Genomic DNA, 12,859 nt, shown 5'->3' on the forward strand with positions numbered 1-12,859 from the left:
TCACGGCGGTGGGGCCGTTGCGTTTCGGTATGAGTGCCGATGAGGTGACGGCCACTATGAGCGCTGTCACCGGGGACACCGAGCGGCGTACCTGGAGCGGCGGGTTGAAGAACAACGCCTGGAGGGTCAGGGAAGACCGGTACCGGGAGTTCGGCCTGCACCTGTACTACCAGGACGGGCGGCTGGCCGGCATCGCGGTCGACGCCCTGCGTGGACCGCAGGTCACCATCGAGGGCACCGCGCTTGTCGGCCGTACTCCCTCCGTGGTGGGGCAGTGGATGCAGGAACGCCATCCCGAGCTCTCGTACATGAGTCTGGGCGTGCCCTGCTCGGACTCCGTGGGTGTGGTGATCAACGTCCAGCGGGCGGGCGACCGCCTCCTCACCCGGCCGGTGTTCTTCCCCGCCGAGGCGCTCCACGACCTCCCCCACTGGTTCCCACAGAAGGCCTGGGAGATCCACGGCTGAGGGTCCCCCGAACACATGTGACGTGGGGCTGCGCTACAAGTCTGACCAGGTGCTCTGTGGCTCGGAGGGGCCCGGCTGGGCGTGTTCCGCCCGCCGTGTTGCACCGGCCGCCGCCGACGGGGAGGGCCGTCCGGCCGTGGCTGCTGTCCGGGCCCGCACACCTGGGGTACCCGCCGCCGCCGGGGCGTGTGCCGGGGTCCAGCGCGAGCCGGGGTTTGCCCGTGGGTGGGGTTGTCGCGTCCTGCTGCCGCGTGGGTTGTCGCGCCGGGTGCTGTCGCGTCCTATGACGTGCGCGGACGGGTCGTTTCCCCGTGTCCGGCCGGGGCGCGACAGCACCCCCCGCGACAGGCCGCCGTGCCGGCCCCGGCGGCGGCCGGCTGACCTGTGACAGCGAAGCCGGGATGATCGGATCAGGTGTAGACGTCCCGGCCGTACTCCTCGCGGCTCAGCCGAAAGTCACCAGGCCGATCACGGCGGAGCTCCTCGTACCGCTGTGTGAACACGTCGAGTGCTTCGTGGATCGTGCAGCCGGATGCGTCCCGGATCGCCTTGATCGCACGGATTATCTGGCGGTCCAGGATGTCGCGGTCCACGCTCTCAGGCAGCTCTTTCATGAGCTGACCGTACCGATGAGCGTTCGACTCCACCGGTCAATATTGCCTGCCGATCGGTCAAGACCGCTTGTCACAGACACGGGCTGTTAAGCCGCCGCCCGACCCTGGCCGTCGCCGGCCCCGCCGCCGGGGCGACGGCCGTGCTGTCGCGGCCCGTGTCGCGTTGTCCTGTCGCGGGGGCGTGGTCGCGTGGTGTGACGTGGGCACAAAGCCCGTTCCCCCGTGCCGGGCGGGGACGCGACAGCACGGCCGGGCAGGCCTCCCACCGGCCTCTCCAGCGGCGCCCGGCGGCCCGTGGCCGGCCCCGCCGTCGAGGACGTCCCCGAGGGCCTCCGGGCGGGCCCGGGCTGCGCGGTGCGGGTGGCTCGTGGCCGGTCCGACTGGTCTCGGCCTTGGGCAGCCGCCACCGGGCCCTCGCCGCGTCGTGCCGCCGGCCGTGCTGCTCCCGCTGCTCCCGCTGCTCGCCGGGGCCGGGGAGTCGTCCTGCCGGGTGTCCGGTGTTCCGGGGGTGCCTCGTTCGCGGGGGCCGTCAGGCCACCGTCACCGCCACCGTCACCGGCCCGCCACCGCCACCGCCACCGCGCCCACCGCCCCCTTGCCCACCGTGCCGTCTCTGCCCGGTCCGGGGCCGCAGGCCCCGCCTCTGGCTGCCTGCCGTCACTGCTGGGGTCCTGTGTTGCGCTGGTGGCTGTTCGCGGTTGTGGTGGGCCTCGTGGTTTCCGGTGCCTTGGCGGGGGAGTCGGTCAGCGGCCGGCAAGGTGGTGGGAGGCGAGGTGGACTTCCTGGAGTTGGGCGGTGGTGAGGCGGCGGGCTTCCCAGATGACGGCGGCCACGTCGTCGGCCCGTGGGTGGAGCGGTGGCAGGTCGTCCGGCAGGCGGATGCCGCCGAGCGCCGCCAGATCGCGGGCGGGAATGCCGAGCAGGCCCGCGAAGTCGCCGAGCAGTTCGGGGGTCACTTCGACGGTGCCTCGGCCGATCCCGCCGATGGTGGAGGCTGACAGGTAGATCCGCCCGTCGGTCACCGCGTACAGGGCCTTGGCCGTACATGTCCAGGTGAGGTTCCGGCTGTGCGCGAGTTCCAGGAGCACTGCGCCGAAGCCCGGCTCGTAGCGGTGGTGCGGCCGGTCGGTCCCGCCCCGTCCCTCCCGCGACACAAGGGGCTTCGCCCGGATCGCGTCCAGGAGCGGGTGCCGGTTCTCGGCGGGCATGACCATCGTGTTGTAGACGACGGGGCTGACCGACCAGTGCGGATTGCGGGTGACCGGTGTCAGGTCGTCGGGTACCGGCTGCCCGGCCAGGACGAAAAGGTCGGCGGCGTGCAGGCCGAGCACCGGCCCAAGCTCCCTGAGCAGCCGTTCGGTCGGAGGCCGCCCTTCGAGCACGGCCTGCAACTCCTTCAGGCCGGCGCCGACCACCGTGGAGAGCACGGAGGCGTCGATCGTTCGATGCCGCATCAGGCGCGCCAGCAGCGCGCCGAACTCCAGCACTCCTGTCATCCCGTGAGCCTACCGACCTGGCGCGGGCCGGCCGGCCCGCGCGGTCTCTCCTGCGGCACCCGGCCGCCCTGGCCGACACCGCCGTCGAGGACGTCCCCGAGGGGCCCTGGACGGGCCCGGGCTGCACGGTGCGGGCGCCCGTGCCCGGGGTCCCGACCGGTCCCGGTCTTGGGCAGCCGCCGCCGGGCCCGTGGCGGCCGTCCGTGCCGCCCGTTCCCGGCCCACCGGGACGCTGCGCCCCGGTGGCCGGCGGGGGCTGTTCCAGCCCCGTCCCAGGCATGTCTCAGCCCGCCGGGTATGTCCGTTTCGCCAGGACAGTCCCAGGCTGCTTCCCCTGGTGGCGGCGCTGCGCCGCAGGGCTGGGACAGTGCCGGGACACGGTGGCCGCACCCGCTGACCCGTCTCAGCGGAGTTTGACGAGTCTCACCGAAGTTTGACCCACCGGTACTTGTCTCAGTGGAGTTCGAACGCCGTGTGCGAGGGGCATTGCGGGCACCCCGGCTTCGGCTGGACGGAGGCTGTCGGCGGCAGCTCGTAGGGTGCCCGCGTGAACATCGACGATCTTTCCTGGCAGGCGCGCCACCACGGTGGCGTCTACCCGCGGATGGTGCGGACCCTCCTCGACCTGGGGCAGGTGGAACTGCTGGTCCGGGCGGCGCGGGAGCGCGGGGACTGGAACTGCGCGGAGGCGGCGGCCCGGGAGTTGTGCGAGGCCGGGGAGTGCGATCGGGCGCTGGCGCTGGTGGCTCCGTTCGCGGAGATCGGCTGGCGGCCCGCCGAGTGGGCCACCGCCGAGATCATGATCCACCAGGGCGAGGGTGACGAGGCGCTCGCGACGGTGCGCCCGGACGCTACCGAACTGGGCGACGGCCACGTGTGCGCCCGCTACGCCGAACTGCTGTCGAAGGCCGGACGGATCGAGGAGGCCATCGACGTGCTCAAGCCCCATCTCGGGGAGCACTGGCTCCGGTCTCGCCTGGTCGAGGTGACCGAGCGGCAGGGATGCGACGACCGGGTCCTGGACGTACTCACGCGGGAGGCGGAGCGCATGGAGCGTACGGAGAGCGCGGCGTGTGAGCGGTGCGGTCAAAAATCGTGCGGGGTAGCCCGGACGGACCGGTGGGACGTGCTGCTCCTGATCTCCCGGGTTCTGGAACGGGCCGGGCGTATGGACGAGGCCGTCGAGGTCCTGCGCGCCGAGCGGGCCTCAGGCCGACGGCACCCCGTCAACTTCCCGGAGTACTACGCGGAACTCCTCGCCCGGCAGGGCCTGATCGAGGAACTGGGGGTCCTCGCCGCCGAAGACCACCGCTCCGCCCTCGACGTGTACGCGAAGGCGCTGGAGGACGCGGGGCGGCCGGGCGAGGCGGAGACCGTGCTGCGCGAGGGGATCGAGGCCCACGACCACCCGAAGGACCGGGCGGCGCTGATGCGCCTTCTCGTCCGCCAGGGGAGGGTCGACGAAGCCGTCGAGACCGGCCGGCCCACCTACGAGTACTACGACTGCTGGAACTTCCTCCCTTGGGCGCTGGAACTACTCGTCGATGACGGCCGGCCCGGCCGGGCACTCGAACTCCTGGACGGGCTCACCGACGAATACGTCAAGGAGCACCCGGACCAGGTCCGCCACCTGCGGCTCTGGCTGCTGGGCGAGGCCGACCGCTGCAAGGAGGGCATCTCGGAGGCCACCGCCCTCAACGAGCGCGAGCCCGGCGAGTGGGACACCGCGCTGGCGCGGCTGCTGGAGCGGGACGGACAGACGGAGGAAGCCCTCGCACTGCTTCGCTCCTCCACCCACTACCTGGTTCACCACGATCTGCCCGACATGCTGATCAGGCACGGCCGCCCGGCCGAGGCCCTCGACGCCATTCCCACGATCGCCGAGAGTCGCGCGGCTGCCGAACGGCGGGAGCGGGAGCGGGAACAAGAGGCGGCGGAGCGGCGGGAGCAGGACGATCCCTGGGCCGCTACGGGCGCGTTCGGCGTGGAGCCCCGGTTCTAGCCAGGGCGCTGCGGTCAAACTTCATTGAGAATCGTCAAACTTCGGTGAGACGGGGTCACTGACAGCCGATCTTGACCGTCTGCCAAACGATCTTGGCCGGTCAGGGAAAGTAGGGGTACAGCTCCACCCTGTCTGCTTCGACGCTGATCTCCACCCAGGCGTGGTCGGCGCTGTCGGGCGGTGGCGGTGAGCCGACGTCGAACGGTACTTGCGAGTCGCCCATCTCAAGGACCGCGGCGCCGTCTTCGGCAGGCTGGAGCCGTCCACGCAGGACGATCCGGCCGGCCTCCTCGCGCACCCCCGGTTCGGTAAGTTCGGCCGGCCACGTGTTGTGGCCCCAGAGGATGTCCTCGTCGATGGTCCATTCGATGTGGTGCCAGCCGACCGCGTCGTGCGGGTCGCCACGCCACACCGCCGCGGCTCTGCCGATTGGGGTGTGGACCCGGACCGTCATCGACTCGGGCGGACACGGCGGCATCCTCTCGGTACGCACCAGCACATCCCGATCATCCACCAACCCGGCCGGTGCGGCCGGGAGCAGCCGGGGTAGGACGGTCAAGATCTTTTGGCAATCGGTCAAGATCGCCTGTCAGAGGACAGCCGTTCCGGCCGCGTCCGGCTTCGTCGTCGGGCCGCCGGTGCCCGGGGCCGGTCCGGCAGGGTAAGGGCGGTCGTCCCCGGTCTGAACGAGGTCGGTGGTGGTGCTGGGCGTGGGCACGCAATGACGGGTGCTCACGCCCAGCAGAGCTTGTCCGTCAGCAGCCGCTGCCGTAGGTCACGTAGGCGTACCACGGCGGCGGGGAGTCATTGTCCTGCACGTACACCTGGACGCAGAGGTAGTCGTTGTTCCCCGCTGGGCCGTAGTAGTAGTACCCGTAGCTGTTGTGCGGGGCGACGGCCGTCGTTCCGCTGCCCCAGGTGTATTCGGTGTCCCGACCGGTCTGGACACCGCTGCTCCGCCACCACTGGGTGATTGTGACAAAGCAGTTGTCGCCAGCCTGGGAGTAGATCTTTCCGGTAACGTGGTTGCTGGTCCAGTTGGTGTAGCCGTAACAGGCTGGACCGCCGCTCCCGAGCTGGACGGCCCAGTTGCCACCATTGGCCATGGCGGCGTTTGGCGCGATGGCGAGAACCACACTGCTGAGACCGGCAACGATTCCGGTCTTGAGCACTTTCGACAATGCAGGCACGACTTCCCCCGTCCTGTTGGGCCGGCGGCCCCCGCCGCCCGCTCGACCAGTGCTTTGCGACTGGCGATCCTGTCAGGAGCGGCTGACGCGGGTAAGGCTTCTTCGAGTCATGCCGAGAGCGGCCCAGTCGCACTACCGGCCGCAGGAATGAACTGGTGACACAGCCTGTTCCGACCGCGAGCCGCGACCCCACAACCCGCACGGGACGGCCGCAGGAGGTCAGCGCCACTGGCAGCAGGCGTTGGTCATCGCCAGGAGCAGTCACGGCCGCGGGTGGCGGCGTCGGGCCGGATGGCCGGTTCGAGAGCGGGGCCGATGTTCGGGTGGAGGTGGAGGCTGGCTGCGTCGGGGACCGGCAGCGCCGACGTTCGGCCGGCGGACCCCGACGCGCTCTCCCCGCTCTCTCCACTCTCCTCAAGCTGTTGAACCGGTCAACCAACTGGGGACCGGTGATCGAGAGCGGCCGTTTTCGCGGCTCTGCCCGGAGTTCCGTGAAAACCGGGATGACCTCACGCGTCGCGATGTCGAATACTCCCACTATGCAGGCCTTCCCTATGAACCCGGATCGACTCGAAGCGCCCCTGGAGCTGCTGGACGACGCTGGCAGCGCGTGGCAGCTCCAGAAGATGCGAGTCGATCTTCGTGCTGTGCGTCGACTGATGAAGGACCGCGCCTCGATCGTCGTACTCGGAGAGAGCGGCGGGACTTGCCCCCGACTCGTCGCCGAGGACGAGCGCCCGATGCTCTGGGACAAGGTCAAGGACGGTTACAAGGGGCCCGGAGGAAGCCGGACGGCAGGACGCTACCTTGCGCACGAGTTCCGTGCGGACGCCGACCGCCGCAGGCTCTATCTGGAAGAGCACTGCTGACAGCGGGACGAGTCACGCCTGGACGAGGATCCGGGTGTGGAGAAGCTGGAATGAGGCTCGGCCGTACATGGCTCTCTTGTATCCGGTTTACATTGCCTTCGACCTTGCCGGAGCTCCAATCGAGGGTGAGGCCGACGGTGACGGCGTCGAGGTCCTGGCGGAGGAAGCCGGCGAACGAACGGCCGGGCGCCGGGCCGCCCGGACTACCGACCGCCCTCCCTCGGCGGCCGCCGTCTGGTTGCCGTCCCGGATGATGGGAGTTATGAAGAGGCAGATGTCCACGGACATTAGGACATCCGGGTGGGCGGACAGTTCATCTCCCGTCGCAGTATGACTTTTCGTCACCCGCTCTGGTCCGGACACGTCATCCGTGGAGGCGGCGCAACGCGATCAGCATGAGCCCGGTTTGCGGGTCGGGTTCGGCGTAGGCCGCGCGAACAGCGTAGGACCCGGCCTCCAGGTCGACCCGTACGTGATCTTGCTGGCGAGACTCTTCGCCCGTCCAGGCCGAATCGAATAGAACGACCGGTCCCGGCACCTGCCAGGTCAGCTCCGGCTCCCATGAAGCGGCACGCATCGCCGCGTCAACGCTGGTGAGCATGGACTCCTCGGACTCCGCAGCCGACCAACGCACGAACACACCCTGCGTCGGCAGGAAAGTGGTCGAGGCAGGTTCGTCCCCGAGGACCAGGCCCTTGGCCGAGCCGACCTGGAGCAAGCCGATGTAGCCCTCGACGGCACAGGCCCTGTCGTTGCCGGGCCGCCCTTCCGTCCGCTGCCCTTCCGCCCGCTGCTCCGGGGCCGCCGCCCCGCTGGCCGTCCGCCGGCCGCCGCCCGCGCCGGGCACATCCGCCAGCCCCGCCCGCTGCCGTCGGCTGCTGCTGTCAGGCGCCGGCCTCGTCAGCCCGCCCCCTCCGTTCCGGCCGCCCTTCTCCGTCCGCCGGCCCGCCACCTGCTGCTCCGGGGCCGCCGCCCCGCCGTCGGCCCGCCGGCTGCCGCCCGGGCCCTGCGCCTGCCGTTCCGGGCCGCCGGCCGCCACCCCGCCGCCCCGGCCGCCGCCGTTCGGTCGGGCCCGGCCGCCCCTCTCCGTCCGGCTGCGCCGGGTCGCCGCCCGGTGCCCGGTGCTGGGCAGCTGCCGGGCGGCCGCCAGGAGCTCGTGTCCCGCGACTGTTCGTCCCCGGGCCGCGCCTTGCTCGCCGTCGGCCGCTAGGAGCTCCCGTCCTGTGGCCGCTGTTCGTCCCCGGGCCGCCGCCCGGCCCCGCCGCCGCCGGCCACCACCTGCCGCTGCTCCGCCGCGCGCCGGCCGTCCCGCGCGCCGGCTGCGCCGGTCCCGGGCCCGTAGTCGTGGTCGGAGGCGGGCGTTCTGTGCCGCTGTTGCCCGGCGGTCGTCCCGGGACAACCCCCGGGCGTTCGACCCCGGACACCGAAGGACAACACCCCCGGCCACCGCCCGGCCACCTGCCGCTGAACCGCCGCCCACCGCGCCCCCCACGCCGCCCGGCCCCACGCCGGCCGCGCGTCGGCTGCGGCGCCCACACACCGCACCGGCCCCGGCCCGCCGGGTCCTGCTGCCGGTTCCCGGGGAGTGGGGACAACGCGGGCTCGACCCCGGCACCGCGGTGGGACAACGTCTGTCCCGCCGCCCCGGGCCGCCGCCCCACGCCGCCCCGGGCCGCCGCCCCACGCCGCCCGGGCCGCCGCCCCAGATCGTCTCCGCCGGTCCGGTCCTGGCCCCGTGTCCCGCTCCGGAGGCCCGGCGGCTCGCCGGGCCTCCGTCGGCCTGTGCGCTGGCCGGAGGGCCAAAGGGGCGGCCGCTGTGCCGTCGGCCCCCAGGCACGTCCGCCGCCCGTCCGCCGCCGTCCGCCGTTGCCCCTGCCGACCTGCCTGTAGCCGGCGGTCGCCCGCGGCCCGTCCCGCCCGCGTCGGCCGCCCGCCCAGGGCGGGAACGTCGGCCGACTGCCGACCACCGACTCCTCCGCCCGTCCGGCCATCCGCCGGGCCGCCGGCCCGCCACCTGCTGCTCCGGGGCCGCCCGCCCCACCGCCGCCGGCCCCGCCCGGTGCCGTCGGCTGCTGCTGTCAGGCGCCGGCCTCGTCAGCCCGCCCCCTCCGTTCCGGCCGCCCTTCTCCGTCCGCCGCGCCGCCGCCCAGGCCCTGCGCCTGCCACCCGCCGCCCCGGGCCGCCGTCCCGCCGTTCGGCCGGGCCCGGCCGCCCCTCTCCGTCCGCTGGCTGCGCCGTGCTGGGCCGCAGCCCGGTGCTGGGCCGCTGCCGGGCGGCCACCAGGAGCTCGTGTCCCGCGCCCTGCCCGCCGCCGGCCGCCGCCCTGGCTCCCGGGGCGGGGACAACCCGGGCCGCCGTCCTCACCGTCTCCGGCTCCCACACACAGCGCCGGCCTTGTCCGCGGGGCCTTGTGTGCGGGTCCCGGTGCGGGGAGAACCCGGGATCGACCCCATCCACCGCTGTGGGACAACGTCTGTCCCGCCGCCCCGGGCCGCCGCCCTGCCGCCTGACAACCCGCCCCGCCGGATCGGCCGTCCGCCGTCCCGCGCCCGCCCCCGCCCGGCCGTTCCGCCCTCGGCGCGGCGCCCGGTAGGTGCCGCCGTCCCGGTCTCCCGCTCGCCATGGCCGGAGCCGCTGCCGGCCCCACCGCGCCGTGCCGCAGGCCCGCGGCCTGCCGGGCCGGGCCGCGGCCCGGTGCTGAGCCGGTGCCCGGTACTGGGCAGCGGCCGGGCGGCCACCAGGAGCTCCCGTCCTGTGGCCGCTGTTCGTCCCCGGGCCGCGTCCTGCCCGCCGCCGGCCGCCGCTCGGCCCGTCCCGCGCGCCGGTCGTGCCGCGCACCGGCTGGGCCGGGTCCTGGGCCCGTAGTCGTGGTCGTAGGCGGGCGCTCGTGTCGCTGTTGCCTGGGGGGTTGTCCCGGGACAACCCCCGGGCGTTCGACCCCAGGCAGCGAAGGACAACACCCCCCGGGGCCACCGGGCCCGCCCGGCCACCGGCCTGTCACTTGCCGCTGAACCGCCGCCGGCCCCACGCTGATGAGGATCTCGGGAAACGGCCAGGGCCGCTCGTCTCCCCACTCCGTCCGGCATTCAACGGAGTGGGGAGTCCCAGCGAACGTCACGGGCTTTGTCGGCCGGGGCCGCCCATCGAATCGGTCAGCTCGGGGCGGGTCGGTTCAGCCCGCCGAGAGGTAGACGTGGCCCTCCACCAAGGCGGCGTACTCGTTGATCTGGTCGGGGGCAGCACCCGGGGCGAGCTCCCGGTCCTGCCCCGTCCGAGCGTCCAGCACCACGTCCTTGCCCCGCTGCGTGCGGCCGTAGACCGCTCCGTGCCAGGCTCCGGTGACCGAGGGCGCCACGCGCGCTCCGACGGCGGGCGAGCGGTTGATCTGCCACAGGACGGTGTTCTCCGTCGCGTCGATGCCGATCAACCATCCACCGTCCTCGCTCATGGCCTGGCACACGGTCGTGGCGCGGCCGTCGAACCAGCACTCGTCGATCGACGTGCGCTTCCCGGGCAGGGCGGGCAGCGGCAGCACGGTCCCGGTGCTGGTGGACAGCAGTGTGGGACCTTCTCCTGTCTGGGTGAGGATCTTGTCGGCGGCGAACACGGACAGGCTTCTCCCTGACTTGCCGGTCAGGGCCCTCCACAGCTCCGTACTGTCGGCAGCCGAGACCGCCCGGGCCTCCAGCGGCATCTCGTAATAGCGCGTATCCCATTCCCCGGTCGTGGAGGAGACGCCGAGGACAGTGCCGTCCTGGATCAGCCGTGCCTCGAAGTTCGCCAGCTTCCAGGCGACCGTGCCGGTGGCCAGGTCGATCGCGTAGCTGGTGGGTGGACCGGACAGGCTGGGAACGGCTACGACGGCCCGGCCGCGCGCGACGCCCACGAGGACGGGTACTCCCGGTGCGATCGTGCCGTCGTCGATGGTGACCCGGCCGGCCGCCCTTCCGGTGTCCAGGTTCAGGATGTCGACCTCGACGCTGTAGTGGTTGGAGACGGTCCCCTGGCCGGTGACGGTCAGCGGGAAGGCCGCCACCGCGAATCGCTTTCCACCCGACGTTCCCACCGCGGGGCGCCCGTATCCGGCGTTCTTCGTCGACGGCTCGTTCGGCTCCCTGGTGGGGAGCAGTCCGGTGGAGGTCATCTGGGCCGCCACCTGGCCGTCGCGGACATCGCGCGACACCAGGGTGTGTTCCCCCTCCACAAGGACCACGTTGAGGCCGTCCAGGACGACTTGGCGGTCGTCGGAGTAGGGGGAGCCGAGGAAGCTGTACTCGAACTTCACCGGAGGGTCGGCCCGAACTGGTTCGGGCCGTGGCCGGCCGGACGACCGGTTCGGCGACGGAGCGGTGGTGGCTGACGGATTCCCGCCGGAGGATCCTTCGCCGGCCTGGTCGGACGCGCCGGAGGGCGCGCTCAGCGAGCCGGTCGACGGGTTCGGCTTGTCGTCCGTGAGGATCTTGGCGCCGCCGTAGACCACGGCCACTACGAGGATCAGGGCGGTGATCAGGATCAGGATGGTCCGAGGATCGCCCCGGCGGATGTTCTGGATCAGCTGGTCGCCCAGCGCCAGGTTCCCCGTGTTGCGGGACCTGCCGTCGATGATGATGCCGTCCCGGCCGATCCGCGGCGGCTCCGGCGGCAGCGGCGGGGCGGACGGCGCAGGTGGTGCCGCCGGCGGCGGGACCGGCAGCAGTGCCGTGAGTTGGACGGCGAACTGCGGTTCGTCGGACATCACTTGCACCAGGACCCGGCACAGCTCCGCCTGCGCGGCCGGTTCCTGCGGACCGGAGTCGAATGCCGCCACGGCTTCCCGACCGTCCGGCTGTGACGAGAGCCGCCGGCGGACGGCCTCTCCTGCAGCCTCCGCCACGGCCCGGCCGGTGGTTCCCACGATCCCCGATGCCACATCCGCCATGAGCCCGACAATTGTCGAGGCAAGATCAGACTCGCTCAAAGGGCCCCCCTGACACAGTCGTTGACACTCAACCTTGACAGCAGGAACGACCGACGGCCGCAAGCCAGTTGGCAACTGCGACCGAACCGCAACCTTGAGCTACCTCGAGACCGGTCCCTGGGCAGTGGCAGGCTGCCGGGGAACCCGCCGTTTCCCGGACCCTGGCTGACTGCCGGGCGGTTCCTGTCTGGTGGCATCGTCCCCCAGGTGAGATGCCCCGTAGCTGGGGAGATCCACTGAGTAGGTATGAGGACACCCCTGAGCAGGGGTGGCCGTTTTCAACGAGCGCCATCAACGCCGCCCCGTCGGCCGCCCGCCCCCCACGCCGGCCGACGCGCCAGCTGCGCGTCGGCTGCGCCGGGCCGCTGGTTGCCGTCGAGCCCGGCCGGGCCGTCGTTCTCACCGTTTCCGGCGCCCACACACCACGCCGGCCCCGGGCCGCCGGGCTCTGCTGCCGGTTCCCGGGGGCGGGGACAACGCGGGCTCGCCCCCGGGCCACCGCCCCGCCGTTCGGCCGCTCCGGGCCCGCTCCGGCTGCGCCGCCCCGCTGGCCCGCTGCCCCGTCGTCCCGTCGTTCGGCCGGGCCCGCTCCGGCCCCGCCGCGCCGTCGAGCCGGCCGTCCGCCGCCGTTCGCCGGCCGCTGCCCGGCCCCGTACGGCGGGCCAGGAGCCTGTACCGCCGGGGCGGGCGCTGCGTTCGGGCCCGGCCCTACTGTGCCGTGCCGCGGGCCTGTCGTGCCGAGCGCACCCGCCCGGCGCCGGGCCGCCGCCCGGTGCTGGGCGGCGGCTGGGCGGCCACCAGGAGCCCCGGGTCCCTGTGGCCGCTGTCCGTCCCCGGCCGCTCCCCGCTCCCCGGCCGGCCGCTGTCTGGCTGCCGGCCGTTCGTCCGCCGTGTCCTGTGGGATGTCGGCCCACCGCTCCCGGGCCGGCTGCTGCACCGCCGCCCGCCGGCCACCGTGTCCGGCCGCGCCGGCCGCCACCAAGCCCGCCCTGCAACGTCGCCCCGCCCGCGGGCCCCTCCCGGCGGCCGGCGGGCCAGGAGCCCGCGCCCCGCGCCGTGGTGCCCACCCCCGCGCGTTGCCGCCCACACCCGCCCATCCGCCCATCCGGCCGTCCGCCGCCCCTCGTCCGCCGACCGCCCGCCGTCCCACCACCCGGCCCCGGCCCCGGCCCCGCCGGTCCGCCCCGTCCCGGCCACCGCCCCCACCCACCGCTGTACCGCGCGCCGACCCGTCCAGGCCCCCGAGCCCCCGGCTCCCGCCGCG

At 73.3% G+C, this 12,859-nt stretch carries 9 protein-coding genes; 3 read left to right on the forward strand and 6 right to left on the reverse strand.

All coding sequences use genetic code 11. From position 1 onward, the window contains the following. Positions 1-56 precede the first annotated feature (56 nt). Complete coding sequence (locus J5Y04_RS17015; RefSeq protein ID WP_209412865.1) at positions 57-467, forward strand: hypothetical protein; 411 nt, start codon at positions 57-59, stop codon at positions 465-467. Positions 468-877: 410 nt separating this feature from the next. Here the strand turns inward: J5Y04_RS17015 and J5Y04_RS17020 are convergent, their stop codons facing one another. Together J5Y04_RS17020 and J5Y04_RS17025 are read right to left on the reverse strand one after the other, a co-directional pair. Beyond that, positions 878-1,081, reverse strand: coding sequence for a hypothetical protein (locus J5Y04_RS17020; protein ID WP_209412866.1), 204 nt, complete (start codon positions 1,079-1,081; stop codon positions 878-880). Between the two features lie 743 nt (positions 1,082-1,824). Continuing rightward, on the reverse strand, positions 1,825-2,577 hold the full coding sequence (locus tag J5Y04_RS17025) for a hypothetical protein (RefSeq protein WP_209412867.1): 753 nt from the start codon (positions 2,575-2,577) through the stop codon (positions 1,825-1,827). Between the two features lie 547 nt (positions 2,578-3,124). Between J5Y04_RS17025 and J5Y04_RS17030 the strand changes: the two genes are divergently transcribed. Then, positions 3,125-4,579, forward strand: a complete 1,455-nt coding sequence (locus J5Y04_RS17030; RefSeq protein WP_209412868.1) for a tetratricopeptide repeat protein — start codon at positions 3,125-3,127, stop codon at positions 4,577-4,579. 100 nt (positions 4,580-4,679) lie between these two features. Here J5Y04_RS17030 and J5Y04_RS17035 read toward each other — a convergent pair whose 3' ends face one another. Next, on the reverse strand, positions 4,680-5,078 hold the full coding sequence (locus J5Y04_RS17035; protein ID WP_209412869.1) for a hypothetical protein: 399 nt from the start codon (positions 5,076-5,078) through the stop codon (positions 4,680-4,682). A 256-nt stretch (positions 5,079-5,334) separates the two neighbouring features. Further along, positions 5,335-5,685 (reverse strand): hypothetical protein, encoded by a 351-nt coding sequence (locus J5Y04_RS17040; protein WP_209412870.1) that lies wholly within the window; start codon positions 5,683-5,685, stop codon positions 5,335-5,337. Positions 5,686-6,308: 623 nt separating this feature from the next. On the opposite strand from J5Y04_RS17040, the gene J5Y04_RS17045 reads away from it, so the two are divergent. Then, the gene (locus J5Y04_RS17045; RefSeq protein WP_209412871.1) at positions 6,309-6,638 is read left to right on the forward strand and encodes a hypothetical protein; all 330 of its coding nucleotides are present in this window, start codon (positions 6,309-6,311) and stop codon (positions 6,636-6,638) included. Between the two features lie 364 nt (positions 6,639-7,002). On the opposite strand, the gene J5Y04_RS43545 is transcribed toward J5Y04_RS17045, so the two are convergent. Together J5Y04_RS43545 and J5Y04_RS17055 are read right to left on the reverse strand one after the other, a co-directional pair. After that, positions 7,003-7,677, reverse strand: coding sequence for an Imm21 family immunity protein (locus J5Y04_RS43545; RefSeq protein WP_307853154.1), 675 nt, complete (start codon positions 7,675-7,677; stop codon positions 7,003-7,005). 2,133 nt (positions 7,678-9,810) lie between these two features. Then, positions 9,811-11,373 carry a PQQ-binding-like beta-propeller repeat protein gene (locus J5Y04_RS17055; protein WP_209412872.1) on the reverse strand — a complete coding sequence of 521 codons (1,563 nt, stop codon included), beginning with the start codon at positions 11,371-11,373 and terminating at the stop codon, positions 9,811-9,813. Positions 11,374-12,859 lie beyond the last annotated feature (1,486 nt).

The organism is Kitasatospora sp. RG8 (assembly GCF_017813315.1).
Taxonomy (GTDB): Bacteria; Actinomycetota; Actinomycetes; order Streptomycetales; family Streptomycetaceae; genus Kitasatospora.

Bases quoted from the DNA above. Each gene is read 5' to 3' on its own strand.
- J5Y04_RS17025 (WP_209412867.1), bottom strand. From the start codon at position 2,577: ATGACAGGAGTGCTGGAGTTCGGCGCGCTGCTGGCGCGCCTGATGCGG.
- J5Y04_RS17045 (WP_209412871.1), top strand. From the start codon at position 6,309: ATGCAGGCCTTCCCTATGAACCCGGATCGACTCGAAGCGCCCCTGGAG.
- J5Y04_RS17040 (WP_209412870.1), bottom strand. From the start codon at position 5,685: ATGGCCAATGGTGGCAACTGGGCCGTCCAGCTCGGGAGCGGCGGTCCA.
- J5Y04_RS17055 (WP_209412872.1), bottom strand. From the start codon at position 11,373: ATGTCCGACGAACCGCAGTTCGCCGTCCAACTCACGGCACTGCTGCCG.
- J5Y04_RS17015 (WP_209412865.1), top strand. From the start codon at position 57: ATGAGCGCTGTCACCGGGGACACCGAGCGGCGTACCTGGAGCGGCGGG.
- J5Y04_RS17020 (WP_209412866.1), bottom strand. From the start codon at position 1,081: ATGAAAGAGCTGCCTGAGAGCGTGGACCGCGACATCCTGGACCGCCAG.